The sequence below is a fragment of the Acinetobacter baumannii genome (genome assembly GCF_009759685.1).
Lineage (GTDB): Bacteria > Pseudomonadota > Gammaproteobacteria > Pseudomonadales > Moraxellaceae > Acinetobacter > Acinetobacter baumannii.
The window spans coordinates 1,475,739-1,501,828 of the sequence record NZ_CP046654.1; the positions used below are offsets into that span (position 1 = coordinate 1,475,739).

The 26,090-nt window shown below is 41.3% G+C and carries 23 protein-coding genes; 19 read left to right on the plus strand and 4 right to left on the minus strand.

Annotation, left to right across the window (positions count from 1 at the left end; genetic code table 11):
* The first annotated feature begins 2 nt into the window (after window positions 1-2).
* Together GO593_RS07035 and GO593_RS07040 are read left to right on the plus strand one after the other, a co-directional pair.
* On the plus strand, window positions 3-1,289 hold the full coding sequence (locus GO593_RS07035; protein ID WP_000107748.1) for a type VI immunity family protein: 1,287 nt from the start codon (window positions 3-5) through the stop codon (window positions 1,287-1,289).
* 112 nt (window positions 1,290-1,401) lie between these two features.
* The gene (locus GO593_RS07040; protein ID WP_000633325.1) at window positions 1,402-2,250 is read left to right on the plus strand and encodes a hypothetical protein; all 849 of its coding nucleotides are present in this window, start codon (window positions 1,402-1,404) and stop codon (window positions 2,248-2,250) included.
* A 48-nt stretch (window positions 2,251-2,298) separates the two neighbouring features.
* On the opposite strand, the gene GO593_RS07045 is transcribed toward GO593_RS07040, so the two are convergent.
* Window positions 2,299-3,000: an SDR family NAD(P)-dependent oxidoreductase gene (locus GO593_RS07045; protein WP_001063530.1), complete on the minus strand. Its 702-nt coding sequence runs from the start codon at window positions 2,998-3,000 to the stop codon at window positions 2,299-2,301.
* Between the two features lie 802 nt (window positions 3,001-3,802).
* On the opposite strand from GO593_RS07045, the gene GO593_RS07050 reads away from it, so the two are divergent.
* From GO593_RS07050 to GO593_RS07065, 4 genes are all read left to right on the plus strand, one after another.
* Window positions 3,803-4,504, plus strand: coding sequence for a DUF1003 domain-containing protein (locus tag GO593_RS07050; RefSeq protein ID WP_000428563.1), 702 nt, complete (start codon window positions 3,803-3,805; stop codon window positions 4,502-4,504).
* 111 nt (window positions 4,505-4,615) lie between these two features.
* Window positions 4,616-5,281 carry an RluA family pseudouridine synthase gene (locus GO593_RS07055; RefSeq protein WP_001130507.1) on the plus strand — a complete coding sequence of 222 codons (666 nt, stop codon included), beginning with the start codon at window positions 4,616-4,618 and terminating at the stop codon, window positions 5,279-5,281.
* 110 nt (window positions 5,282-5,391) lie between these two features.
* A complete protein-coding gene (locus GO593_RS07060) occupies window positions 5,392-5,766 on the plus strand; it encodes a ribonuclease E inhibitor RraB (RefSeq protein WP_001078193.1) in 375 nt (124 codons plus the stop codon).
* A 28-nt stretch (window positions 5,767-5,794) separates the two neighbouring features.
* The gene (locus tag GO593_RS07065; RefSeq protein WP_000059268.1) at window positions 5,795-6,175 is read left to right on the plus strand and encodes a nuclear transport factor 2 family protein; all 381 of its coding nucleotides are present in this window, start codon (window positions 5,795-5,797) and stop codon (window positions 6,173-6,175) included.
* A gap of 44 nt (window positions 6,176-6,219) precedes the next feature.
* On the opposite strand, the gene GO593_RS07070 is transcribed toward GO593_RS07065, so the two are convergent.
* A complete protein-coding gene (locus GO593_RS07070; RefSeq protein ID WP_001216141.1) occupies window positions 6,220-8,310 on the minus strand; it encodes a TonB-dependent receptor in 2,091 nt (696 codons plus the stop codon).
* A gap of 75 nt (window positions 8,311-8,385) precedes the next feature.
* Here GO593_RS07070 and GO593_RS07075 point away from each other — a divergent pair, with 75 nt between their 5' ends.
* On the plus strand, window positions 8,386-9,531 hold the full coding sequence (locus GO593_RS07075; RefSeq protein ID WP_000051098.1) for a DUF1624 domain-containing protein: 1,146 nt from the start codon (window positions 8,386-8,388) through the stop codon (window positions 9,529-9,531).
* A 40-nt stretch (window positions 9,532-9,571) separates the two neighbouring features.
* On the opposite strand, the gene GO593_RS07080 is transcribed toward GO593_RS07075, so the two are convergent.
* Window positions 9,572-10,039, minus strand: coding sequence for an Lrp/AsnC ligand binding domain-containing protein (locus GO593_RS07080; RefSeq protein WP_001247568.1), 468 nt, complete (start codon window positions 10,037-10,039; stop codon window positions 9,572-9,574).
* Window positions 10,040-10,175: 136 nt separating this feature from the next.
* Here GO593_RS07080 and GO593_RS07085 point away from each other — a divergent pair, with 136 nt between their 5' ends.
* The 5 genes from GO593_RS07085 to GO593_RS07105 all read left to right on the plus strand — a co-directional run bounded on the left by GO593_RS07085 (window position 10,176) and on the right by GO593_RS07105 (window position 16,338).
* Complete coding sequence (locus GO593_RS07085) at window positions 10,176-11,441, plus strand: D-amino acid dehydrogenase (RefSeq protein ID WP_001263981.1); 1,266 nt, start codon at window positions 10,176-10,178, stop codon at window positions 11,439-11,441.
* A 20-nt stretch (window positions 11,442-11,461) separates the two neighbouring features.
* Window positions 11,462-12,565 (plus strand): alanine racemase, encoded by a 1,104-nt coding sequence (alr, locus tag GO593_RS07090; protein ID WP_001137876.1) that lies wholly within the window; start codon window positions 11,462-11,464, stop codon window positions 12,563-12,565.
* 10 nt (window positions 12,566-12,575) lie between these two features.
* Complete coding sequence (locus GO593_RS07095) at window positions 12,576-12,935, plus strand: RidA family protein (RefSeq protein WP_000071347.1); 360 nt, start codon at window positions 12,576-12,578, stop codon at window positions 12,933-12,935.
* Between the two features lie 162 nt (window positions 12,936-13,097).
* The gene (locus GO593_RS07100; RefSeq protein ID WP_000205436.1) at window positions 13,098-14,537 is read left to right on the plus strand and encodes an amino acid permease; all 1,440 of its coding nucleotides are present in this window, start codon (window positions 13,098-13,100) and stop codon (window positions 14,535-14,537) included.
* Between the two features lie 370 nt (window positions 14,538-14,907).
* Entirely contained in the window at window positions 14,908-16,338 is a 1,431-nt protein-coding gene (locus GO593_RS07105) for an amino acid permease (protein WP_000178994.1), read from the plus strand.
* Window positions 16,339-16,395: 57 nt separating this feature from the next.
* Here the strand turns inward: GO593_RS07105 and GO593_RS07110 are convergent, their stop codons facing one another.
* Window positions 16,396-17,277, minus strand: a complete 882-nt coding sequence (locus GO593_RS07110; RefSeq protein ID WP_000861801.1) for a LysR family transcriptional regulator — start codon at window positions 17,275-17,277, stop codon at window positions 16,396-16,398.
* A gap of 165 nt (window positions 17,278-17,442) precedes the next feature.
* Here GO593_RS07110 and GO593_RS07115 point away from each other — a divergent pair, with 165 nt between their 5' ends.
* From GO593_RS07115 to GO593_RS07145, 7 genes are all read left to right on the plus strand, one after another.
* A complete protein-coding gene (locus tag GO593_RS07115) occupies window positions 17,443-18,960 on the plus strand; it encodes a CoA-acylating methylmalonate-semialdehyde dehydrogenase (protein WP_001092381.1) in 1,518 nt (505 codons plus the stop codon).
* 11 nt (window positions 18,961-18,971) lie between these two features.
* On the plus strand, window positions 18,972-19,862 hold the full coding sequence (mmsB, locus tag GO593_RS07120) for a 3-hydroxyisobutyrate dehydrogenase (RefSeq protein ID WP_001017299.1): 891 nt from the start codon (window positions 18,972-18,974) through the stop codon (window positions 19,860-19,862).
* 81 nt (window positions 19,863-19,943) lie between these two features.
* A complete protein-coding gene (locus GO593_RS07125) occupies window positions 19,944-21,593 on the plus strand; it encodes an AMP-binding protein (RefSeq protein ID WP_000969580.1) in 1,650 nt (549 codons plus the stop codon).
* Window positions 21,594-21,604: 11 nt separating this feature from the next.
* On the plus strand, window positions 21,605-22,732 hold the full coding sequence (locus GO593_RS07130) for an acyl-CoA dehydrogenase family protein (RefSeq protein ID WP_001160765.1): 1,128 nt from the start codon (window positions 21,605-21,607) through the stop codon (window positions 22,730-22,732).
* Between the two features lie 21 nt (window positions 22,733-22,753).
* Window positions 22,754-23,527, plus strand: coding sequence for an enoyl-CoA hydratase (locus GO593_RS07135; protein ID WP_001198690.1), 774 nt, complete (start codon window positions 22,754-22,756; stop codon window positions 23,525-23,527).
* 12 nt (window positions 23,528-23,539) lie between these two features.
* Window positions 23,540-24,565 (plus strand): enoyl-CoA hydratase/isomerase family protein, encoded by a 1,026-nt coding sequence (locus GO593_RS07140; RefSeq protein ID WP_001091037.1) that lies wholly within the window; start codon window positions 23,540-23,542, stop codon window positions 24,563-24,565.
* Between the two features lie 119 nt (window positions 24,566-24,684).
* The gene (locus tag GO593_RS07145; protein WP_001193289.1) at window positions 24,685-26,037 is read left to right on the plus strand and encodes an MFS transporter; all 1,353 of its coding nucleotides are present in this window, start codon (window positions 24,685-24,687) and stop codon (window positions 26,035-26,037) included.
* The last annotated feature ends 53 nt before the right edge of the window (window positions 26,038-26,090 follow it).

Below are 26,090 nucleotides of genomic sequence, written 5' to 3' on the forward strand. Positions count from 1 at the left end.
ACATGAGTACTTCTGAAACGTATTTAAATGATGAAGAGATTTTTGAGTTAGTACGGGATATTCCACTTGATACTTCAATTATTTATGGTGAGGAAGATCAAGAGTTTGGTATTTGTCCATACATTACCTTTTATATTTATCATCAAGATAATGAAGTAGATGAGGTAGCTAATAAAATTATCGATCTGTATGAAGAATTTGAAAATGAAATAATTGATAAGCCCTTTAAGTTAAGATACAGAGATACGGGAGTATGGAAAAATGCGAATAAATGGCGACCGTCAAGACAAGTAATGTTAGATGAAATGCATGAGAGTTATAAAAAGTATTTTGTTTATTTTATTGGGGCTACAACGGGGGATTCGGGGGGGCAAAGTGCACGTTGGGCTTTACAGGCAATTATTCGAGATAATGGCTTAAGATATACTAGCCTAAAAATTTCATTTGGCGATAAGTGGTTTAGAGAAAATAAGAAAAAATGGTATGCATTTGTTGAAAATTGTCTAATAAAACTTAATCCGATTCAGGCTTATAGTGGGTATGAGATTGGTAGTCCACAAAGCTTTAATTGTGTATCACCTGAATTTGAAACAGTAGAGCGAATTTTTAGTGATTACTTCTATGGTTTGGATATTGATCATCCAAGTAATATGAGTTTCTCTCATGATGATCCTAGTGGTCTTATTTATACCCCTTCTTTAGCTGCAGGAATAAGAACCCCAACATGGTGTTTTTTGCTTTCACCTTATTGGATAGAAAAGCTAGGGTTAAGCGAGGAGCAAATCCGCCTAAAACTCAATGATCCACGAATCGAGATTACCAAATTACCAGATCCAGCAGACCCTGAAAAATACAGTCTATGGATTCGACTTGGAGAATTATCACTTTATCCAATTGAAGAGGGTGTTCCAGATTTACTGGTGATGGCAAATGAACTTATTAAGCCAATTCGTTGTAATGATTTAAAATTAACGACTTTAGATGCATGGGATGATGATCCAAATCCAAGATTTGATATAGACAACTCTCCGCAATGGATTGCTCGTTTCGATGAGGATAGCCATTGGCCTGAAGGAAAACGAGTCAATAAAATTCATGCGGTATTGCTAGAGCAAAATGCAATTAAGGTACTAGGCGGTGAAATTTGCCCGAAAACAGGTGAATGGTATAGCCCTGCAAATAATATGAAGAAGCGCTACTTTGCAGAAGGTGAAATCATGCCTGAGATTAAAGATAACCCTTGGGGCGAAACGATTTGGTATTTGGAAGTTACAAATAAAACAGAATAACTAAAGTGCCCTTCGGGGCATTTTCTTTTATAAATTAAATCCAATCATTTAATAGTGCTATCAAATTACACTTTCTAATAAATGGAAAATTGTTTTGAAATTTATTTTTCTTATGATCACTACATGTCTCTTTTTAGTTGCATGTAGTAAACCAGCAAGTAATAACCGAATGAACCAAAATCAAGATGTAATAGCCCTCCATTTTGGTGAACAAGGGATGCAAGATTTTAGTAAAAATAGTACTACACCAGTTGATCGTCAGCCTGCAGGGATGAATTTTTTATCATTAGATTGGACTCCACCGAAACTAGGTCGAGTGCGTGTATTTAGTGAAAAGAGTAATTTAGAAATTGAAAATGTAATCAGTGTGCTAGGTACACAAGTAGCTCGACGAAGCAATGATGGTATTCAAATCATGGACATTAATGCTAGCTTGCATCCAAATGAATATACTACGAGCCAAGAGGCTTATACTGCTTATACTAAATTAGTACATCAGATTAATGACAAACAATGGAAGCAGTATTTTTTACCTTTTAGTGCTCGAATTGATAAACAAGATAATCTAAAGCATATGACTGAAACTATGGGGGAGGTTATAGATCCAACTTATATCTTAAATTTTAAAGAATGGCAGGATGTGCTTTCGAAAACAAATAGGTTGGTATTTAATTTGTATAATGGGGATGTGGAGTTGGGTATTAGTCTTCGACGGACCTATAAAGATGATAAAAAAGAACAGTATATGGTGAGGTACAGCTTTGAAAACTTTAAATATGCAGGGCGAAATGCTATCTCTGATTCAGATAAGATGAATTCAGAGCAGTTAAAGCAAGCATTTGAAACTGAAGTTGCTAATAATAAAAAAGCCCGTAAAACTGAAGAAAATAATATGAAAAAAGAGGGTTACCATATAGATGAGAGCTATATAGACCCAGATATTTGGCCTTATGTACAATAAGTTGTAAGAAGCGTAACTGATTACGCTTCTTCTCACATCAGAAATAGTTTAAGCAGCTTGAATGGCTTCTCCACAAAGAGAAACTGTTTCTTGTTTATGTTGGTGTAAGTACCAGAACTGCTCCGCAACTGTTTCTGGGTGTACCGTGTAGGTTTTATCTTTGGCTTCAGGTCTGCCATCTACGAAACCATTTACAATCACTTGGCTCACATAAACATTTGAGTCAGCAAGACTATGGACAAGCAAGTTGGTGGTTTTGTATTGAGCGGCAGCAGTAGTTGCTAACGATGAATACTCTTTGGCAACCAAGTCGATGCCCACTGCATCGAAAGCAAAAATTCCGTTTGTCGATAAAATGCTACCGTGGTTCTTCTCTAAATCGCCTAGACAAGCCTGTACCGTCGCAATATAGCTCGACACGCGAATATGAAAGCTTTTGGTAAGCTCTAGTGGAGGGGTTTCTAAGATATTGCCTTCAATATCATGGAAAGCATTCCAATGAATATTTTTAATCTCTCCTAATCGATCTTTAATGCGTTTAATAAGATTTGGTATATCTTCAAGAACAGCTAAATCACATGCAAAAGCGTAAGCTTCAATACCTTGTGCCTTAAGTTCTAGAATAGCCTTTTCAAGTTTTTGGGCGTTTCGTGCCACTAACCCGATTTTATAGCCTTCTTTACCAAATTTATGTGCTACAGCTTGGGAAATACCCGTTCCATAACCAAAAATTATAATATTGTTGTTCATTATAAAGTTCCAAAAAACCAATCATTTGGTTAGAAATAGTTTATAATATGTTTTTATAATGTATTCAAGCGCAAAAGTTATCTCTAAGAATAGTGCCCAAAGAATAAAAATGCTTAAAAGCGGGGATTAGGGAGTCAGCTTTACATGAGTTATTCGGCTAAATATAGGCTGTTGAAAGAACTTCCAATTTGGTCTACAAATTTTTTGACTGGTAAAATAAACCGAAAAATACAAATAAAGTGGAATTTAAATTTAACTAATTATAGGTAAATGGGAATATATTCTTTTAAATTTTCCTAATGGCGTAAAAATTCCCAAAAATAATAAAAATTCGCTTTTCTTAGAAAAACAATCCCGCAGAGTGCTGGCTAAACTATATCTCAAGGGTGTGATAGGGATCGAAAAGAGTAGCATGCACCGAAACGTATAACGTTAGTGTGTACTCACCCAAAAGGTCTCGATTCGGCTTAGGACGCTATAGATCAAAAGTTTATAGGCACAAAGTTATAACTTACAAAGTTATGATTGTTGAAGTAAACCATAGATGTTTTCCCTTGACACCCTAAAAAATTCTCAATAATAAAAATGATATTTTACAAGAATATAATTTATGAATAAGCCTAATCTTTCTGCGCTACTCCTGACATTTAAATCTCATTATATGAAGCCTGTGATTTCTGCCCACCGAAAAATAGTTTCAGCGACTTTACAGATTTTAGGTTAGAGCGCTATTTTTATTTACGATGCGATCAATCAAAATCGTTTATATACTAATTTTAAGATCAATTGCGAGCTGGATAATATGGAGAATAAAAATCAGTGTCGCCAATGCGCCGTATGTGGAAAGAGCTTTCCTTTAAAAGATTTAGTATCGGGTGAAGTCATCCGTAACGTGATTAGTGATGAAATTTTAAAAGACCATCCAGATTGGAGCTACTCAAGCTTTATTTGTCGGGCCGATCTGGCAGATTATCGAATTAAATATGTGCAGTCATTATTACGCTCGGAAAAGGGCGAGTTATCTAACCTAGAAAATGAAGTGATTGGCAGTATGCAACGGCATGAACTGATTAGCCGAAATACAGAGTCAGATTTTGATCAAAACTGGACGTTTGGAGAAAAACTGGCAGATAAAATCGCATCATTTGGTGGTAGCTGGGCTTTTCTTATTTGTTTTGCTTTATTTTTAACGGGGTGGATTGTTTTAAATACGGTTGTGATGGTGGTCCGTCCCGTCGACCCTTATCCTTTTATTTTGCTGAATTTAGTGTTGTCATGTTTAGCTGCAATTCAAGCACCTATTATTATGATGAGTCAAAACCGCCAAGAAGCAAAAGACCGTTTGCGTTCGCAACATGACTATCAAATTAATTTAAAAGCCGAGCTTGAGATTCGCCATTTACATGAAAAAATGGACCATCTTTTATCGCATCAGTGGGAAAGGCTTGCACATATTCAAGAAATTCAGCTCGATCTTTTAGCTGAAATGAATAAAAAACGATAAAGATTTTCCGAGTTTCACGTGGAACATAAGTAGGGCGCTATAGATTATTTTGCGGTAGGTCTGAAATTTCTTTATGATTTGCCGCCATGCTCCATTGCTGCTTCTACGACCATGCCTTTAAACGACAACTTTGTTTACGCTCCACCACAAGATCCGCTTTCAATTTTATTTGAAGATGACGATTTAATTGTGGTTGATAAACCTGCGGGTTTGTTGTCGGTCATGGGTCGGTTACCTGAACATCATGACAGTGCGTATTTAAGGGTATTGGAAAAGTTCCCTTTAGCAAAGGTTACGCACCGTTTAGATATGGCAACCTCAGGTTTACTTATGTTTGCCAAACATCGCGATGCAGAAGTTGCGGTAAGTAAAATGTTTCAGGCCAGAACAGTCAAAAAACATTATATTGCTTTGGTGCAAGGCCAAGTAAAACAAGAGGGCAGTGTTGAAGTTCCACTCATTACTGACTGGGAAAATCGCCCAAGACAAATTGTACATTTTGAATTAGGTAAACATGCTAAAACCTTGTTTCAACCATTGGTTTATGATGCAACAACAGATCAAAGTCGTGTGTTGCTGGAACCTGTGACAGGGCGTTCGCATCAGTTACGTGTACATATGATGCATATTGGGCATCCGATTATGGGGGACAAGTTATATCATCCTGAACCTAAACGGTTTCATTTGAATCGTATGGCTTTACACGCTGCATATCTTGCTTTTCAACACCCCTTGAAGGGAACAGATGTGGTGATTGAGTCACAAGTGCCTTTTTAAAAAATTAAAATTTGATGCAATTCGCAACTGAATACATATCCAAACTGCAATAAAAGTCGGTTATTCTTAATGCCGAATAATACAAATAGAGCAACAACAAGGACAATCTAATGAACCGCGATTACGAACAATTTCCAGATGATGATAACGGCAATGTACTTTGGCAAATGGTTGAAGACGGGGATGATTTAACCGAGCTTCATGAAATTGAATTTTCAATTGCATTTCAAGATCAGCAAAATGCAGAGCAATGCGCGATGCATTTACTCTATCAAGAGCAAAAAATTTCTCTTTTCCAAGATGATTCCGTTGAACCGAATGAATGGATCATTACCATCTTTGTTACGATGGAACCAGAGTATTCAGATATTGTTGATCTGGAGCAGTGGTTTTCGACAATCGCTGAGCAATTTAACGGCGAATATGATGGGTGGGGATGCATGGCTTATGTCTTCGACGAAGAAGAAGATGACATTTTACAGTAAAGCCTAAATATAGCCGGGAGGTTCTACAATGAGCTTATCTCAAAAAGAAATTGCGGTACGTTTTTTAGAGCTTGCTGCCGCTGGCGAGGTCGATGAAGCCTACGGCAATTACACCGCCCCAAACTTTAAGCATCACAATCCTTATTATGCTGGTGATAAGACTTCTTTAAAGGAAGGGATGCGTGAAAGTGCAATTGAAACTCCAAACAAAGTTCTTGAAGTTCAGCATGTCATTGAGGATGGTGCTTTAGTTGCAGTACATTCGAAACTGGAAATGCAAATGAATGACAAGCTAACAATTTTAGCTGTGGTTCATATATGCCGTTTTGAAAATGGAAAAATTGCGGAGTTTTGGGATATTGGGCAAATACAGCCCGATCCACTCGTTAATGAAAATGGTATGTTCTAGTGAAAAGCCCGAAACTATTCGGGCTTTTTTATTTTATAGAAGAATTAAAACTTCCACTGTGCCGAAATTGAGGCGTTCAGTGGTTCACCCGGTTGAACCCATAAATCGCTATAGCTTGAGACATAGTAGGTCTTATCAAATAGGTTATTTATATTCAGCTGATAGCGTAAACGGTCAGATGGTGCATAGTAGCCATTTAAATTGACCAGCGTATAACTTGGTAAATTAAAACCGTTATCTAGGTTATGCCCGCTACGCTCACCCACATAAGTGAGATTGGCACCTACGCCTGCTTTTCTTGCACCGTCTTGTAGAAACTCATAGTTAGTGCTTATAGCACCTTGGTGTTTTGGAACATTGCTCAGCCGTGCGCCTTTTGCCAAGTCTTGGTCTTTTTCAATTTGAGCATCGGTATAACTATAGTTGGCATTGACGAACCAGCGGTCATTGATCTGGCTATTTAAGTCAAACTCAATCCCTTTACTGCTCACTTCGCCTGCTGCGGTTTGAAAGTTACTGTCGATTGGGTCAGTTGTGAGTACATTTCGTTTTTTCATTTTAAACAAAGCGAGGCTCAGCACACTTTGGTCGTTTATTTTATATTTGGTACCGACTTCATAGCTTTCGCCTTTTTCAGGAGCGAAGGTTTGTCCATTTCGGTTCATACCACTATTCATGGCAAATGAGCGACCATAGTTTGTATAAAACGCCCATTGCTCAGAGGCTTTAAAATTTACTCCGAAACGTGGACTATTCTGGTGAAGTGTCTGGTTATCTTCGGTCTGTTTTATATGATTTTTAAAGTCTTGTTCGACCTGATCAAAACGGTTACCGAGTAACACGCTCCACTGGTCATTGAAAAAGATCTGATCTTGTACATTAAGCGCGAAGTAACGCTGGCGCTCTTTGGTGTCGGTAAACGGAGTGAGATTCGGTAAATATTTGCCATATTCAGGTTGGTAGATATCAATTGTGTTTGGTGAGTCTGTGCTGTGGTTGCGACGAAGCTGGTTTTGTTTGTAGTCGAGTTGACCAAGTTCGGTTGAAAGTAGAATTTCATGACGAGCCCAAGACGTATCAAGCTTGCCAAGTAACTCTGTCTGAGCCAGAACATCTTCACTCGTATAATCACGATAGCGACGTTGACGCTCTAAAGTACGTCCATCGTTTTGCATACGACGAGGTTCGGTCGCAAAGCCGACCATTTGTGCATCTTTATAACTGACCGCACTATTTAGTTTCCAGTCAGGGTTAAATTCGTGACTAAGACGTAATTGGTAAAAGTAATCTTTTATTTTCAAATCGCCGTCGTCAGGTTCACCTGTAAAGGTTTTCGGGTCCATCACAAACTGGTGATTGACTGTGCTGACCCCACGGTCAAAGGTTCCTTTATGCTCAGTAAATTCACTGTCAAAGTCGAGTTGCGTTTGGTCTGAAATTTTCCATGTAAGCTGTGGTGAAAAGAACCAGCGTTCACTGCTGACATGATCACGGAAGCTTTGATTATCTTCATGAGCCACTGCTAAACGATAGGCGAGTTCATCGTTAATAGGCGCGGTATGCTCCAGACTAATTCGATATTGTTCTTGGGTATTGGCACGTAGGTTAAGTTCACTTTCGCTTTCCCACTGTGGTTTTTTACTGTTGAGGTTCAGCAAACCTCCTGTTTCGCCGCGACCATATAGCGCCGCCATTGGTCCTTTTAAAAATTCTAAAGATTCAATATTTACTACATCTTTTGGAGCATTAATTCCTCGGTTAACACTCAAACCGTTACGGATCATAGCCGCACCTAAATTGGGGTCGGTACTAAAGCCACGAAATGAGTAGTTATCCCAAAAACCACCACCAAAACTATTTTGATGAAAAACCCCACTGACTAAAGTTAATGCGTCATCAATCCGTTGCACGTCTTGCTGTTCCATTATTTGTTTAGAAAGATAAGCACGGTTAAAAGGGACATCTAAAACATCGTGAGTAAATTTAGTTGCCGAGCTATTTTGGCTCACATCTTCTCGGGTACTTTCAGCCTGAACACGTATGGTCTCAAGTACCGTTGACGTTTCCTCTCCCCAAGTGAGTGTCGATATAAATGATAGACCTAACGAAGACAACAATCCTAATTTGTGTCGCATAAATAATCAGCCATAAAAAGACAAAAGGAATTAAATGTAATAGTATAACGTTACATTATTTTGTTGATTACTGCTATGTCTTTAGAAAAGAATATTGAACGTTTACAGTCGATTGATGCATTGCGTGGTTTGGTGATCATCATTATGTTGCTCGACCATGTAAGAGAAACTTTCTATTTACATAAACAGGTTACCGACCCAATGGACGTAACAGTAACAGAACCGGCTTTATTTGGCAGTCGATTATTGGCCCATATTTGTGCTCCGGTTTTTGTACTTTTAACCGGTATTTCTGCTTTTTTATTTCAGTCAAAAAAACAAGATTTACAGCAAACACGTGCTTTTTTATTAAAGCGTGGCTTATTTTTGATTGCACTAGAGCTCACGCTGGTGAACTTTGCATGGACAGCAACTTTTCCACCTGAAGTCATTTATTTACAAGTGATCTGGGCGATTGGTATTAGCATGGTGGTGCTAGCGTGCTGTGTAAGTTTGCCTTTGCCTGTTCTTGCTAGTGTAGCGTTGGTGATTATTTTTGGACACAACTTATTAGATTCTGTGCACTTCTCACAAGGCATCCTACAGAATATATGGTTCGTTTTACACGAACGTGGCTGGCTTGAGATTGCAGGCATCAAGCTTCGTACAAGTTACCCTGTTTTACCTTGGATTGGGGTGATTTTATTAGGCTACGTATTAGGTCAGTTCTTTAGTTCAAAATATTCAGCAAATCAAAGAATCCGCGCTTTACTCAGTCTTGGTTTAGCAAGTATCGGGTTATTTGTTTTACTGCGTTTTATCAATGTCTATGGTGACCAGCCGTGGCAACATTTTGAGTCATTACAACTGAGCCTCATGAGCTTTTTTAACCTCACCAAGTATCCGCCGTCTTTATTATTTATTTTGCTGAATGTTGGAATTGGCTTGCTTGTGCTCGTTGCTTTTGAACGTATGCAGCAATATTCATTTCTAAAACCATTGGTCGTGTTTGGTTCGGTGCCGATGTTCTTTTATTTACTGCACTTATATGTGTTGAAACTGATGTATGTGTTGGCACTCAGTGTGTGGGGAGCTAACTACGGAAACTATTTGTCGGTCAATCATGTGTGGATGTTATGGTTAACCACGATTGTATTGTCTTTTGTACTCTATCCAGCGGTGAAATGGTTCTCGAAATTTAAACATCAAAACAAACATATTTCGATTTTAAAATATTTCTAATTTTTAAAACACGAGTAAAGCGAGTTCAATAATGCTCGCTTTACTTGCTTACATCTAAATACAGAGTTTCTTTCACTTCTTCCATGACCACATAACTGTGTGAAGATGCCGAAGCTGGGAGTTTCTTTAATAGATCTCCTAACAAGCGACGGTATGCACTCATTTCTTTTAAACGCGCTTTTACAAGGTAGTCAAATTCACCTGAAATGAGGTGACATTCGAGCACTTCAGGAATCTCAACTAAGTCTCTAGCCACCTGATCAAATACATCGCCAGATTTGGCAGATAACTTAATTTCTAAAAAGACAAGCAGGTTACGGTCAACGTAGGCGGGGTTTAGCCGTGCGTAATAACCCATGATAATGCCATCGCGCTCAAGGCGCTTTACACGCTCTGAACAAGGGGTGGTAGAGAGGTTGACTCTTGATGCCAATTCACTAATCGCAATTCGTCCTTCACGCTGCAAAATATCCAGAATCATGCGATCTATACGATCTAAGGGGCGCATAGATATTTCCTCTTTTTTTTAAATTCTCGCGAGAAAAACATAAATTTACCTAGATTATAGCCTGAAAAACAGTGAAATAAACTATTGAAGCAGAAATATACTAGTGAAATAAACTGGTGTGCGTGAGGGAATGGAAATGCGCGTAATTGTACTAGGTAGCGGCGTTATTGGAGTGGCAAGTGCCTATTATCTGGCTCGACAAGGAGCCGAGGTTACTGTTCTCGATCGCCAGTCAGGTCCTGCTGAAGAAACAAGTTTTGGTAACGCAGGTCAAATTTCGCCTGGGTATTCGACCCCTTGGGCAGCACCAGGAATTCCTTTTAAAGCTGTGAAATGGATGTTCCAACACCATGCACCGCTTGCGATTAATTTAGATGGCAGCATGTGGCAATTACAGTGGATGGCGCAAATGCTGAAAAACTGTAATCCGCAGAGTTATGCTGTGAACAAAGAACGTATGATGCGTGTGGCTGAATACAGCCGTGACTGCTTACGCGAACTTAGAAAAGACACGGGTATTCACTACGAAAACCGCGCTAAAGGTACGTTGCAGTTATTCCGTAAAGAAGCACAAATGGAAGCGGTTCAACGCGACATTAGCGTGCTTGAAGAATGCGGCGTAAGCTACGAATTATTAAATGGCAACGAGCTTGGTCGTGTAGAACCAGCTTTAGCAAATGCACAAGATAAACTCGTGGGTGGTTTACACTTACCAAATGATGAAACAGGCGACTGCTATTTATTTACCAATGCTTTAGCTCAAATTGCTAAAGAGCTAGGCGTTAACTTCCAGTTTAATCAGAACGTAGAAAAATTGATTGTCGAAGGCGATCAAATTAAAGGCGTACAGGTAAATGGCAAGGTTTTAACCGCAGATCGTTATGTTCTAGCCTTTGGTAGCTATTCACGTGATTTCTTGAAACCGCTTGATCTACAGTTACCTGTATATCCTGTAAAAGGTTACTCGTTGACGATTCCTATTGTTGACCCTGCTTTTGCTCCACAATCTACCGTGCTGGATGAAACTTACAAAATCGCGATTACTCGTTTTGACCAACGTATTCGCGTAGGTGGAATGGCTGAGTTAAGTGGCTTTAACTTAGGTCTGAACGAAGACCGCCGTGCAACCTTGCAAATGGTGACTCAAGACTTGTTCCCGGGTGGTGATATGGAACAAGCATCTTTCTGGACAGGTTTACGTCCAATGACACCAGACAGTACTCCAATTATTGGTGCGACTCGCTTTAAAAATCTGTTCTTGAATACAGGTCATGGCACTTTAGGTTGGACCATGGCGTGCGGTTCAGGAAAATTAATCAGTGACATCGTATTGAATCATAAGACTGATATCAGTACCGATGGCCTTTCAATTCAGCGTTATTCACACGCACATGCGGCTTAACGGACGTTAGGAAAGTAATCATGCCTCGTCCTATTACCGCAGTGATCCACCGTCAAGCCTTACAAAATAACTTGGCGGTGGTGCGCAAGGCTATGCCAAACAGTAAGGTCTTTGCCGTTGTCAAAGCCAATGCTTATGGACATGGAATTGAACGTGTCTATGAAGCATTTAAAGCAGCAGATGGCTTTGCCTTACTGGATCTTGAAGAAGCAAAACGAATTCGTGCTCTAGGTTGGACGGGTCCGATTTTGTTGCTCGAAGGGATTTTTTCTCCTCAAGATTTATTTGATTGTGTGCAGTATCAGCTTAGTTTCACCATTCATAGTGAAGCGCAAATCGAGTGGGTAGAACAGCATCCTTATCCTGCTCAATTTGATGTTTTTTTGAAAATGAACAGTGGTATGAACCGTCTTGGTTTTAAACCACAGCATTATGTGCAGGCTTGGGAACGTTTAAATAATTTGGCAAATGTCGCCAAGATTACCCACATGATGCATTTTTCGGATGCAGATGGTGATCGTTTCGGTCAGCAAGGTATTGATTATCAAATTACTGCCTTTGAAGAAATTGTGAAGGATTTACCGGGTGAAAGATCGGTAAGTAATAGTGCGGCAATTCTGCGTTATCAAGACCAGCTCAAATCAGATTATGTCCGTAGCGGCATCATGCTTTATGGCAGCTCGCCTGATTACCCAACCCATAGTATTGCGGATTGGGGCTTGCAGCCGACCATGAGCTTACGTAGTGAAATTATTTCCGTTCAGCATTTGGAGCCGAATGAAAGCGTAGGTTATGGCTCAAACTTTGTCGCAGAGCAACCCATAACGATTGGGATTGTGGCTTGCGGCTATGCCGATGGTTATCAACGTATTTCGCCAACAGGTACTCCAGTTTTAGTGGACTCAGTACGCACACGTACAGTTGGCCGCGTCAGTATGGATATGTTGGCAGTCGATTTAACGGGTATTGAGAGTGCCAAAGTTGGTAGTGAAGTGGTGCTCTGGGGTCAGTCAAGTACAGGCGTCGTTCTATCTATTGACGATGTTGCAGTTTCATCCGGTACGGTGGGTTATGAACTGATGTGTGCCGTCACCGCCCGTGTTCAATTTATTAATCAGGTATAAGGAAATCCGAATGTCTAATTCAGATATACAAAAGATTAACACTAACGAAGTCATGAGCGCCGTGACTGTTTTTAACAAAGTGGTTTATTTGTCAGGTCAGGTGCCTAAAAATACCGAGCAGGACGTGGCAGGTCAAACCCGTGAAATTCTTGCAACAATTGATGAACTTTTGGCATTAGCCAATACCGATAAATCTCGCTTGCTCTCTGCGCAGCTCTATTTGAAAAATCTTTCTGACTTTTCAACTGTAAATGCAATTTGGGTTGACTGGTTAAAAGGGTGTGTTGCTCCATCGCGTGCCACAATTCAGGCCGATTTGGTCAATCCAGATTGGTTAATTGAAATTGCCGTGACGGCAGCACAAAAGTAATTCGGCTTTACTCCAAAAATGATGATGTATCTAACAGAAGGAAGATAGATACGGTTTAACCAGTCGTTTTTTGGTGAACAGATTCAGTGACCTATGGCATACGGTTCAATTTTCGCCATAGGTTGCTGATCTTAACAAAGGAATTCAAAAAGGAATTTTAATATGACAACGGCTCGTCATTCAGATACGGAAAATTCTCCCGATCATCTGCAACGAAAACTGTCTAACCGTCATTTACAACTGATTGCAATTGGCGGTGCAATTGGAACTGGCCTATTTATGGGCTCAGGTAAAACCATCTCCCTCGCAGGTCCTTCAATTCTCTTTATTTATATGATTATTGGAGGAATGTTCTTTTTCTTAATGCGTGCAATGGGTGAGTTACTCCTTGCAAATCTGCATTACAAATCTTTTGTTGATATGGCCCATGACCTGATTGGTCCTTGGGCTGGTTATTATTTGGGTTGGACCTATTGGTTAGGTTGGGTGCTGGTCGGTATTGCGGACCTTTCAGCAGTCATTAACTATTTGAGCTTCTGGCTACCCGATGGTGCAAGCTTCTCACCAATACAGCAGGCCATGATTAGTGCAGGCTGTGTGTTGTTTGTGATGGGTCTTAACCTCCTTACAGTACGTCTATTTGGTGAAATTGAATTCTGGTTTGCCCTTATTAAGATTCTGGCAATTATTGGCCTGATCGGCGTGGGTGGCTATATGATTTTCAGCCATTTCCAAGCTCCGCAAGGCGCTGTTGCCAGCATTAGTAATGTTTGGTCACATGGCGGTTTATTCCCGAAAGGTACAGAAGGCTTCTTGGCAGGATTCCAGATTGCCGTTTTTGCATTTGTCGGGGTTGAATTGGTTGGTACGACAGCTGCTGAAACGAAAGACCCACAAAAGAACTTACCGAAAGCAATTAACGCGATTCCTGTACGTATTATTTTGTTCTATGTATTGGCGTTATTTATTGTGATGTCGGTAACACCGTGGGATCACATTCGTGCAGATAAAAGCCCGTTTGTTGAGTTATTCTTAAATGCAGGTATTCCGGTTTCTGCGATCATTATGAACTTGGTGGTGCTATCTTCGGTCATGTCTTCAATGAACAGCGGTGTTTTTTCAACCAGTCGTATGCTGTTCGGTTTATCAAAAGACGGGCAGGCACCGGGAGCATTTGGACGTTTATCAAAACGCGCAGTCCCTTCAAATGGTTTGATTTTCTCTTGTACTTTCATTATGGGCGGGGCAGTGCTTCAGTACTTTGTTCCAAACACAATGGAGGCATTTACATTAGCAAGTTCACTCTGTGTGATTCTCTTCATTAGTGTGTGGAGTCTCATTATGGTGTGCTATTTACGCTATCGTAAATTACGTCCTGAATTACATGAAAAATCTACATTCAAAATGCCGGGCGGCATTTGGATGAGTTATGTTGTTTTGGCATTCATGCTTTTCACTTTGGTAATCTTGGCATTAGAGCCTGATACCTTAAAAGCGCTATATGTCAGTCCAGTATGGTTGATCATTTTAGGTGTGACTTATCATGTGCTGTATAAACCGCGCATGAAAAGACTAGGACGTGAACTCGTCAACGACCATTAAGTTTTATTAAAAAGCCAATCTAACATGATTGGCTTTTTTTATTTTCTTTAGGTTTTTTATCGGAATAATATTGTTTATTTTTGAGTCATCAGTGCAGTTTTGAAGGGGGTGGGAAAGCGACATTGAACAATATCGCATGCTACACTTCGGCTCATCTGGTGAATTGAGATTGGATAATTAAAATTGCCGTGAAGGCAGTACATAAATAATGCAATTTAAAAAAATAGGGATAAAAGATAGATCAATTAAGGAAAAAATATACTTGAACATCTTGTCCCGATGTATAGACTCAGCAACCCACGATATACGGTTCGTTTTCTCCCTATATGTTGCTGATTGAAATTAAGCAAATATAAAAAGGACTTCTAATATGACAATGGTTCATCATTCAGATGAGGCAAGTTCCCCTGATCATTTACAACGGAAATTAAGTAATCGCCATTTACAGCTCATTGCAATTGGCGGTGCAATTGGTACGGGTCTATTTATGGGCTCGGGCAAAACCATCTCCCTCGCAGGTCCTTCGATTCTCGTTATTTACATGTTAATTGGCGGTATGTTCTTTTTCCTTATGCGTGCATTAGGTGAATTACTGCTTGCTAATTTACACTACAAGTCATTTGTTGATATGGCCTATGACTTAATCGGCCCATGGGCTGGCTATTATATTGGCTGGACCTATTGGCTAGGCTGGGTATTGGTCGGTATTGCCGATCTATCAGCAGTTATTAATTATTTAAGTTTCTGGTTGCCCGAGGGTGCCAGTTTCTCACCAATGCAACAGGCCATGATTAGTGCGGGCTGTGTACTATTCGTGTTAGGACTTAATTTGCTTACGGTCAAGTTGTTTGGTGAAGTAGAATTCTGGTTCGCACTCATTAAGATTTTGGCAATTATTGGCTTAATTGGTGTGGGTGGCTACATGATTCTCACTCATTTCCAAGCTCCTCATGGTGACGTTGTCAGCATCAGTAATGTCTGGTCGCATGGTGGTCTGTTTCCAAAAGGTGTAAGTGGTTTTTTAGCCGGATTCCAGATTGCCGTGTTTGCCTTTATTGGTGTTGAGTTGATTGGTACCACAGCGGCTGAAACGAAAGATCCGCAAACTAACTTACCAAAAGCAATTAACGCGATTCCGGTACGTATTATTCTGTTTTATGTGTTAGCACTTTTTGTGGTGATGTCTGTAACACCTTGGGATCATATTCGTGCCGATAAAAGCCCGTTTGTTGAGTTGTTCTTAAATGCAGGTATTCCTATTTCTGCAATTATTATGAACTTGGTTGTGCTGTCGTCGGTCATGTCTTCGATGAACAGTGGCGTGTTTTCAACGAGCCGTATGTTGTTTGGTTTATCAAAAGATGGTCAGGCACCGAGTATCTTGGGACGTTTATCAAAACGTGCTGTACCGTCAAATGGCTTAATCTTCTCATGTATTTTCATTATGGGCGGAGCAGTGCTTCAGTACTTTGTTCCAAACACAATGGAAGCATTTACTTTGGCAAGTTCGCTCTGTGTGATTTTATTCATTAGCGTGTGGATTTTAATCATGGCATGTTATTTACGTTATCGTAAAATTCGCCCAGAGTTACATGCAGCATCTACCTTCAAAATGCCGGGCGGTGTGTTGATGGCGTATGCGGTTATTGCATTCTTCTTGTTTACCTTGGTGATTTTGGCATTAGAGCCAGATACCTTAAAAGCGTTATACGTTAGCCCAGTATGGTTAGTGGTTTTAAGCGTGACCTATTATGCGTTCTATAAGCCGCGTATGAGAAAATTAGGTCAAGAAATCTTTTAATTAACCTGTCTCGATTTACCAGAAAGCCAATCATATGATTGGCTTTTTATTTATTATTTAATCAACCAGTAAATGTTGGTATTTATCGGCCTGTTTACGCAAGTAATCCCAGACCAGTTTAATGCGCGGCTCATGCTGTAAATCAACGAAGGTCAGCATCCAGAAGGTATGGGTAAAACGAACCTGTTGTTCTAACACCTCTTCAAGCTCAGGCTTATCATCTGCCAAAAACTTGGGCAAAATTGCAAGACCTGCGCCTGCGCTGACCGCAATTTGTTGCGCCAAAATGCTGCTACTGCGAAAGTTCGCGTTAAGCTTTAAAGGTAAGCGTTCTAGACAATACAGTTCGGGGCTATACACCAGATCATCAATATAGTTCACAAAGCGGTGCTGGGTTAAATCTTCCAGTCGGCGAATTGGTGGGTTTTGCGCTAGATAGTTTTGGCTACCGTAAATTTTTAAACAGTAATCAGACAAGCGCGTAATGATATAAGGCCCTGAGGTTGGGCGTTCAATCGATACCACAATATCTGCTTCACGGTGCGAGAGCTTAATCATTTTTGGTACGGGTATCAGGTCGATGGTAAGCAGAGGATACTGGATGGAGAACTCAGCCAGTAAGCGGGCTAAAAATGCGGTTCCAAAGCCCTCAGGTGTGCCAATTCGCACACGACCTTGCAAAGGTTGGTGCGGTTTTTCAATTTGTAAGAAAGCTTGTTCCATTTGTTCAACTCGAGGGACAAGTGCCATCCCTTCGAGAGTTAACTCATAACCGGTTGCTTCACGTTTAAATAGCGTAGTACCTAAAGCAAGTTCTAGAGCCTGAATCCGTCTAGCCACCGTACTGTGCTCGACACCGATAATACGTGCAGCATTGGTTAGAGTTTTAGTGCGTGCTAAAACCAGAAAAAACTGTAGATGATCCCAATCCACTTTCATTTTTGTTATTGTCCCTGTGCATATTTGCACAACAATCGTGCATGAATTTGCGTTGGTGGTCAAAGATTTCTTTGTTAGTCTCAAATAAAACCTGAATAAAGAAAATACATAGAAAAGTATTTTCTAATAACTGAACACAATAAAAATATGACCTACGGAGAGGTTATGAACACAATCCAGAAAATCGAATTGGACACCGCTAAATTACTTATTAACGGACAGTTTATCGAATCTAAAACACAAGAATGGCAAGACATTGTTAACCCTGCAACTCAGGAAGTGATTGGCCGCGTGCCTTTTGCAACGGTTGAAGAAGTCGACGCTGCTATTCAGGCTGCACAAGATGCTTTTGCTTCATGGCGCCAGACCCCAATTCAGGCACGTATGCGCATCATGCTCAAGCTACAAGACTTGATCCGTGCCAACATGAAAGACATTGCACAAGTATTGACGGCTGAACAAGGTAAAACTTTGGCAGATGCCGAAGGTGATATTCAACGTGGTCTAGAAGTGGTTGAACATGCCTGCTCAGTTGGTACTTTACAAATGGGTGAATATGTTGAAGGTGTAGCACGTGGTGTCGACACCTATACCTTGCAGCAACCTTTGGGCGTTTGTGCAGGTATTACGCCGTTTAATTTCCCAGCCATGATCCCGCTTTGGATGTTCCCAATGGCAATCGTGTGCGGCAATACTTTTGTTTTAAAACCTTCAGAACAAGATCCATTATCGACCATGATGTTGGTTGAGCTTGCGATTCAAGCAGGTATTCCGGCAGGTGTGCTGAACGTTGTGCATGGCGGTAAAGAAGTGGTTGACCGTTTGTGTACCCATAAAGACATTAAAGCAATTTCATTTGTAGGTTCAACAGCGGTTGGAACACATGTTTATAACCTTGCAGGGCAGCATGGCAAACGTGTGCAAGCCATGATGGGTGCAAAAAACCATGTGGTTGTGATGCCGGATGCCAATAAGGAACAAACCTTAAACGCTTTAGTAGGTGCAGCATTCGGTGCAGCGGGACAACGCTGTATGGCATTGTCGGTTGCAGTGATGGTTGGTGACAGTAAACAGTGGATTCAAGAGTTAGTTGAAAAAGCCAAAACTCTAAAAGTAAATGCAGGCCATGAACCAAATACTGACATTGGTCCAGTGATTTCAAAACGTGCCAAAGCGCGTGTAATTGACTTGATTAATAGCGGTGTTGAGCAAGGCGCAGAGTTACTACTCGATGGTCGCAATGTTCAAGTACAAGATTATGAGTCAGGTAACTTTGTGGGCGCCACGATTTTTAGTGGTGTAAATACCGATATGCGTATTTATAAAGAAGAAATCTTTGGCCCGGTACTTTCAATTATTTGTGTAGATACACTCGATGAAGCAATCGCTTTGATCAATGCCAACCCATTTGGTAACGGTGTAGGTCTATTCACACAAAGCGGTGCCATTGCACGTACTTTCCAAAACGTTATTGATATTGGTCAAGTCGGTATCAACATTCCAATTCCTGTACCAGTGCCGTTCTTTAGTTTTACCGGTTCAAGAGGCTCAAAACTTGGCGACTTGGGGCCATACGGCAAACAGGCTGTGCAGTTCTATACCCAAACCAAAACGATTACCAGTCGCTGGTTTGAAGATAGCCATGAAGTTGGTGGTGTAAATACAACCATTAGTTTACGTTAAGGGGATCACGGATGAATATCGCCTTTATCGGTCTAGGGAATATGGGCGGCAGAATGGCCCAAAACCTACTAAAAGCCGGACTCAAAGTTTATGGTTACGACCTCAGTGAAGTCGCGATTCAGCACTTCGCCGAGGCAGGTGGTGTGGTTTGCGACAGCCCACAGGACGCAGCTAAACAAGCAGATGTAGTCATTACCATGTTGCCTGCGGCGAAGCATGTTAAAGAGGTTTACTTAGGCGAAAATGGTGTCTTGGAAGTGCTAAAAGCAGGTAGCTTATGCATTGATAGCAGCACCATTGACCCGCAAACTATTAAAGACATTGCTGCTGTTGCACATAGCAAAAATATTAAAATTTGTGATGCACCCGTTTCTGGTGGAACCATTGGTGCTCAAGCAGGAACCTTAACCTTCATGGTCGGTGCCGATGAGCAAACCTTTAATGAGGTGAAACCTGTGCTCAGTCACATGGGCAAAAATATTGTTCATTGTGGTGATGTCGGTGCAGGCCAAATTGCCAAAATTTGCAATAACCTGATTTTAGGAATTTCAATGGCTGCGGTGGCCGAAGGCATGGCACTCGGTGTGAAGCTAGGCATCGACCCACAAGCATTGGCAGGTGTAATTAATACTTCAAGTGGCCGTTGCTGGAGTTCGGATGTGTGTAACCCATGGCCACATATTAATGAAAATGCGCCCGCATCTCGAGGCTATCAAGATGGGTTTGCAACTCAGTTAATGCTCAAAGATTTAGGACTCGCTGTAGAAGCCGCAGGCCAAGTCAAACAGCCGGTTTTGTTAGGTGGTATGGTGCAACAGCTTTATCAGCAAATGTGTATGCGTGGTAATGCTCATCTCGATTTCTCGAGCATTATTCAACAATACCTGCCACAAGAGGCATAACGGTAAAGCCAAAGGATGGCTTTAAACGAATAAATCAAACCCTGTCGTGAATAACAACAAATCCGGACTGAGGGAAAAGATATGATGGATTATCAAAATGCTGTACAGGCTTTCGATTTGGAAAGCACTGCTAAACAGATGTTGTCAGGTTCACTCGATGCACTGAACGCATGTTATGAATGTTGTGATAGACATGCAGATGGCGACAAGATCGCGCTGTACTGGCAAGGAAAAGACGGTCGCAAAGAACAATATACCTTCCGTGAACTAAAAGAATGGTCGAGTCAGTTTGCTAACTTTTTAAAATCACAAGGTGTGAAAGCGGGAGACCGTATTTCAGGCTTATTACCGAGAACACCTGAACTGATTGTGACCATTTTGGCAGCTTGGCGAATTGGTGCGGTGTACCAACCCCTATTTACTGCCTTTGGTCCCAAAGCGATTGAGCACCGTATTCAACTTGCTCAAAGTAAGCTGGTGGTGACCGATATGGGCAACCGTAGCAAGCTCGACGAAATTGAAAAGTGCCCTGCAATTATGACAGTGGCCGACGCACAAGGTACTCCGCTTAAAGCAGGTGATTTTAATTTCTGGAATGAAGTGAAGCAGCAGTCCGATCAATGTGATCTGGTGATGCGTAGCATCCAAGATCCTTTCTTGCTTATGTTTACTTCAGGCACTACAGGACCAGCGAAACCATTGGAAGTGCCACTAAAAGCATTGATTGCTTTTGGTCGATATATGCAAGATGCCATTGGTTTAACCGAAGAGGATTCATTCTGGAATATTGCCGATCCGGGTTGGGCTTATGGTCTGTACTATGCGATTACTGGACCGTTATTTTTAGGCCATGCCACTTTGTTCTATGAAGGCGGTTTTAGTACCGATAGCCTATGCCAAATTGTGAAAGATTATAAAGTTAACAACTTGGCAGGTGCACCAACGGCTTACCGCATGATGATGGCGGCTGATCCGGCACAAATGGCGCCGTTAAAAGGACAATTCCGTGTGGTGAGTAGTGCAGGCGAGCCGCTTAACCCAGAAGTAATTCGTTGGTTTAAACAAGTCCTTGATGCTCCAATTTATGACCATTATGGGCAAACTGAAGTGGGCATGGTGGTGTGTAATCATCATGGTTTAAAACATGAAATTCATGCTGGTTCAGCAGGTTTTCCAAGTCCGGGCTATCGTGTTGCAATTGTTAATGAACAAGGTGAAGAACTTCCGCCAGACACACCGGGAATTTTAGCAGTCGACATTAGCCAGTCTCCAATGATGTGGTTTGGTGGCTATAAAGAAAGTCGTAAATCACCTTTCATTGGTCATTACTATTTAACGGGTGATACTGCCGAGCTACATGCCGATGGCAGTATGAGCTTTGTCGGCCGTAGCGATGATGTGATCACCACATCGGGTTATCGTATTGGACCTTTCGATGTAGAAAGCGCACTACTTGAACACGACGCTGTGATTGAAGCCGCAGTAATAGGCGTGCCTGATCCGGATCGCACTGAAGTGGTTAAGGCTTTTGTAATTTTAGCTGCGGGCGTACAACCTTCAGATGCGCTTGCTGAAGAACTCAGCCAGTTTGTTAAAAGACGACTTTCTGCTCATGCTTACCCACGATTAGTTGAATTTGTGAGTGAATTACCTAAAACTCCAAGTGGCAAAATTCAGCGCTTTTTATTGCGTAATCAAGAAATTGCTAAACAACAAGCTAAAGCAGGGTAAAGGAAATAATAATGCAATTTACCGAAGAACAATTACTCATTCGTGATATGGCGAAAAGTTTCGCCCAAGAACAAATCAAGCCTAATGCCAGTGATTGGGATCGAGATGGAACTTTTCCAAAAGAAACTCTGACTCAAATGGGACAACTCGGTTTTATGGGAATGCTTGTTTCAGAGGAATGGGGTGGTTCAGACACGGGTAACTTAGCCTATGTACTGGCACTCGAGGAAGTTGCAGCAGCGGATGGGGCAACCTCGACCATTATGAGTGTACATAACTCGGTTGGTTGTGTGCCTATTTTAAAATTTGGGACTGACGAGCAAAAAGAGCGCTTTTTAAAACCTTTGGCACAAGGTGAAATGATAGGAGCTTTTGCCTTAACCGAACCGCATACTGGCTCAGATGCAGCAGCCATCAAGACCCGTGCGGTAAAAGATGGCGACGATTACATTTTAAATGGTGCCAAGCAGTTTATTACCTCGGGTAATAATGCCGGTGTCATTATCGTGTTTGCTGTGACCGATCCGAGCGCAGGTAAAAAGGGGATTAGTGCATTTTTAGTCCCACGCGAGACACCGGGTTATGAAGTGATTCGTGTAGAAGAAAAGTTAGGTCTGCATGCTTCAGATACCTGCCAAATTGCGCTGACAGATGTACGCATCCATAAAAGTCTCATGCTGGGTAAAGAAGGTGAAGGCCTGAAAATTGCTCTCGCCAATTTAGAAGGTGGACGTATTGGTATTGCTGCACAAGCAGTCGGTCTAGCACGTGCGGCGCTCGAAGAAGCAACTCGTTATGCCAAAGAGCGTATTACTTTTGGAAAACCAATTTTTGAGCATCAAACCATCGCGTTTCGCCTTGCTAGCATGGCAACTGAAATTGAAGCAGCGAGACAACTGGTTCACTACGCTGCACGTCTCAAAGAAGCAGGCCAACCGTGTTTGAATGAAGCTTCAATGGCCAAACTATTTGCTTCAGAAATGACGGAACGTGTGTGCTCAAATGCCTTACAAGTGTTTGGTGGCTATGGTTATCTCAGAGATTTCCCAATTGAACGTATTTATCGTGATGCCCGTATTTGTCAAATTTACGAAGGCACAAGTGATATTCAACGTTTAGTCATCGCACGTAGTCTATAAAACCAGAACAAGGAATAAATAATGCAGTGGCAAAGTATTTTATTAGAAAAGCGTAATGGGGTTGGATTGATTACCTTAAATCGCCCTCAAGCGCTCAATGCCTTAAATAGTGAATTAATTAGTGAAATTAATCAGGCATTAGATCAACTCGAGAAAGATCGCGAAATTGGCTGCATCGTATTGGCAGGCTCAGAAAAAGCTTTTGCCGCAGGGGCTGACATTAAAGAAATGGCCGATTTGGTTTTCCCCGATATTTATTTAGATGACTTTTTCCATCTTGCAGACCGTATTGCACAGCGCCGTAAACCTTTAATTGCTGCGGTGAGTGGTTATGCATTGGGTGGTGGCTGTGAATTAGCACTCATGTGTGACTTTATTTATTGTGCTGATAACGCCAAGTTTGGTTTACCCGAAGTCACTTTAGGGGTAATTCCGGGTATTGGTGGGACACAGCGTTTAACCCATGCCATTGGTAAAGCGAAAGCAATGGAAATGTGCCTTACCGCTCGTCAAATGGGTGCAGTAGAGGCAGAACAAAGTGGTTTGGTTGCACGTGTGTTTAGTAAAGAAGAATTACTTGAACAAACCTTGCAAGCCGCTGAAAAAATCGCAGCACGGTCTTTAACTGCAAATATGATGCTCAAAGAAACCATTAACCGAGCTTTTGAGGTGAACCTTACCGAAGGTTTACGTTTTGAACGTCGCATGTTCCACTCCATTTTTGCAACTGCGGACCAAAAAGAAGGCATGCAGGCATTTGTTGAAAAACGGCAGGCAAATTTTAAAAATCAGTAAGAGATCAATAAAATGAATACAGAAAATCACTTAATGATTGAGCGACAAGGTAAGCTTGGCGTGATCACCTTAGATCGTGTGACTCATCTCAATGCATTGTCGTTAGATATGATTGAAGGAATTGGCGCCCAATTGGAGTTGTGGCGAAATGATGCTGCTGTTCAGGCGATCTTAATTAAATCAAATAGCCCAAAAGCCTTCTGTGCAGGTGGCGATATTCGCTATCTCTATGACAGTTATAAAAATGGCACAGCCGATTACAAAGGTTACTTTAGTGCCGAATATAAAATGCTCAATACACTGCGCGAATATGAAAAGCCAATCATCGTTGTGCTTGATGGCTATGTATTAGGTGGTGGTTTTGGCTTGGCTCAGGCGTGTCACATTGTGGTAAGCAGTGAAAAGTCCAGATTTGCCATGCCTGAAACAGCGATTGGTTTTTTCCCGGACGTTGGCGCAACTCATTTCCTGTCTCGCCTTGATGATATTGGCGTTTATATGGCAATTACGGGTGAGCAGATCAGCAGTAGCGATGCGCTCTATCTCGACTTAATTGACTACCATGTGCCAAGCGATCAGTTACAAGCTTTACAAGACGCTCTCGTCGAAGCGCCAAGCTTAAGTAAAGAGGGAATTGAACACATCATTACCCGATTTATTACTCGTCCTGCCGAAAGTGAGCTCAAACAGTTGGCAGAAGGTATCCGTAAACACTTCGGATATCAGCATTTAGATGAGATCGAACAAAGCCTTGAAAATGAAAAGGATGAGAGCTTAAAGACTTGGGCGAGTAAGATGCTTAGTATTTTGCAGCAGCGTTCATTTATTGCCAAACAAACCAGCTTGAAACTGCAACATTTAGGCCGTGGACTTTCACTACAGCAGTGTATGCAGCTTGAGCGTGACTTACAGGATATCTGGTTTGAGCATGGTGACTTTATTGAGGGCGTTCGTGCGCTCATTGTTGATAAAGATAAACAACCACGGTGGCAAGAACGTAATCCTGAGCTGGAACAAATTTTAGAAAAACTAAGCTAAACCATTTTTTAAACACATAAAAAGCTTAAGGAGATCAAGCGAGACCTGAACATGCTTATGGTCAGGACAGATCATAAGCATAAAAAGACAAAACAAGAAAATCTAAAAAGGACATTACGATGCAAACAATACATGGAAACGGTTCACATCCTAAAAAGTCGTCACATCGATTAGCAGGCATCTCTAGCATGGTCGGCACCACGATTGAGTGGTATGACTTTTTTGTTTATGGTGCAGCAGCAGCCCTCATTTTTAACAAGTTATTTTTCCCAAATCTGGACCCACTTACAGGTGTGCTTGCAGCATTTGCAACCTATGCTGTTGGGTTTATTGGGCGGCCTTTAGGGGGGTTAGTCTTTGGCCATTTCGGTGACAAGATTGGCCGTAAGTCAATGTTGTTGCTAACGCTGATGCTCATGGGGATTCCAACCGTACTGATTGGCCTCTTACCGACTTACGAATCAATTGGATATTGGGCTGCAATTGGCTTGGTGATCTTGCGATTTATTCAAGGTATGGCCATGGGCGGTGAGTGGGGCGGTGCCGTGCTTATGGCAGTAGAACATGCACCCGAAGGTGGTAAAGGGTTTTGGGGAAGTTTGCCTCAAGCCAGTACCGGTGGGGGCTTAATGCTCGCCTCAATCGCACTAGGACTGGTGTCGTTATTACCTGAGCAAGCATTGTTTAGCTGGGGCTGGCGATTACCATTTCTTGCCAGCATTATTTTACTGGCAGTGGGTTGGTATATTCGTGTAAAAGTGCCTGAGTCACCAGACTTTGAAAAAGTAAAACAACAGTCCGAAGAAGTCAAAGTTCCGGCTTTTCAGGTTTTTAAAAATCATCCAAAGCAACTCATCACCATTATTTTGGCGAGAGCTGCTGAAAATGCATGGTTCTATATTGCTTCAACCTTTACGTTAGCTTACACCACCACACAATTAGGTATTCCACGACAAGACATTTTGTTTGCCACCATTTGCGGTGCAGCCGTGATTTTATTTATGACGCCGTTATGCGGACATTTGTCCGATAAAGTCGGTCAACGCAATATGTTTATGTTTGGTCTATGCGTATTGGCACTTTATTCTTATCCATTTTTTAGCATGCTCAATACCAAAGATCCGGTACTGGTCTGGACGGCAATTGTTTTGGCAATTGGTGTGGTGTTTCCGATTATGTATGCGCCACAAGCTCAGCTTTTTGCGCGTCAATTTCCTGCTGAAATTCGTTATAGCGGTATTTCGATTTCGGTACAGTTGGCAGGTGTTTTGGGTGGTGGTTTAGCCCCTATGATTGCCACTAAACTGCTCAGTATTGGGCAAGGCAATCCATATTTAATTATGTTTTATATCGGAAGTATGGCTGTAGTTGCGATTATATCGACATCATTTATGCCGCGTGATTGGAGCTATAAAAAGGATGAGACTTATTATAAGAAAGCAAACCTAAATCTAAAAACCAAGATTGATTGATATGTAAAAATTAGGACTCATACCCCACGGATAGGCATGAGTCCTATATAAGA

Coding starts and splice junctions, on each gene's coding strand:
- GO593_RS07075 (WP_000051098.1), top strand. CDS start 8,386: ATGTCTTTAGAAAAGAATATTGAACGTTTACAGTCGATTGATGCATTG.
- GO593_RS07050 (WP_000428563.1), top strand. CDS start 3,803: ATGGAGAATAAAAATCAGTGTCGCCAATGCGCCGTATGTGGAAAGAGC.
- GO593_RS07045 (WP_001063530.1), bottom strand. CDS start 3,000: ATGAACAACAATATTATAATTTTTGGTTATGGAACGGGTATTTCCCAA.
- GO593_RS07135 (WP_001198690.1), top strand. CDS start 22,754: ATGCAGTGGCAAAGTATTTTATTAGAAAAGCGTAATGGGGTTGGATTG.
- GO593_RS07095 (WP_000071347.1), top strand. CDS start 12,576: ATGTCTAATTCAGATATACAAAAGATTAACACTAACGAAGTCATGAGC.
- mmsB (WP_001017299.1), top strand. CDS start 18,972: ATGAATATCGCCTTTATCGGTCTAGGGAATATGGGCGGCAGAATGGCC.
- GO593_RS07110 (WP_000861801.1), bottom strand. CDS start 17,277: ATGAAAGTGGATTGGGATCATCTACAGTTTTTTCTGGTTTTAGCACGC.
- GO593_RS07100 (WP_000205436.1), top strand. CDS start 13,098: ATGACAACGGCTCGTCATTCAGATACGGAAAATTCTCCCGATCATCTG.
- GO593_RS07085 (WP_001263981.1), top strand. CDS start 10,176: ATGCGCGTAATTGTACTAGGTAGCGGCGTTATTGGAGTGGCAAGTGCC.
- GO593_RS07070 (WP_001216141.1), bottom strand. CDS start 8,310: ATGCGACACAAATTAGGATTGTTGTCTTCGTTAGGTCTATCATTTATA.
- GO593_RS07140 (WP_001091037.1), top strand. CDS start 23,540: ATGAATACAGAAAATCACTTAATGATTGAGCGACAAGGTAAGCTTGGC.
- GO593_RS07145 (WP_001193289.1), top strand. CDS start 24,685: ATGCAAACAATACATGGAAACGGTTCACATCCTAAAAAGTCGTCACAT.
- GO593_RS07080 (WP_001247568.1), bottom strand. CDS start 10,039: ATGCGCCCCTTAGATCGTATAGATCGCATGATTCTGGATATTTTGCAG.
- GO593_RS07125 (WP_000969580.1), top strand. CDS start 19,944: ATGATGGATTATCAAAATGCTGTACAGGCTTTCGATTTGGAAAGCACT.
- GO593_RS07115 (WP_001092381.1), top strand. CDS start 17,443: ATGAACACAATCCAGAAAATCGAATTGGACACCGCTAAATTACTTATT.
- GO593_RS07130 (WP_001160765.1), top strand. CDS start 21,605: ATGCAATTTACCGAAGAACAATTACTCATTCGTGATATGGCGAAAAGT.
- GO593_RS07035 (WP_000107748.1), top strand. CDS start 3: ATGAGTACTTCTGAAACGTATTTAAATGATGAAGAGATTTTTGAGTTA.
- GO593_RS07105 (WP_000178994.1), top strand. CDS start 14,908: ATGACAATGGTTCATCATTCAGATGAGGCAAGTTCCCCTGATCATTTA.
- GO593_RS07040 (WP_000633325.1), top strand. CDS start 1,402: ATGATCACTACATGTCTCTTTTTAGTTGCATGTAGTAAACCAGCAAGT.
- GO593_RS07055 (WP_001130507.1), top strand. CDS start 4,616: ATGCCTTTAAACGACAACTTTGTTTACGCTCCACCACAAGATCCGCTT.
- GO593_RS07065 (WP_000059268.1), top strand. CDS start 5,795: ATGAGCTTATCTCAAAAAGAAATTGCGGTACGTTTTTTAGAGCTTGCT.
- GO593_RS07060 (WP_001078193.1), top strand. CDS start 5,392: ATGAACCGCGATTACGAACAATTTCCAGATGATGATAACGGCAATGTA.
- alr (WP_001137876.1), top strand. CDS start 11,462: ATGCCTCGTCCTATTACCGCAGTGATCCACCGTCAAGCCTTACAAAAT.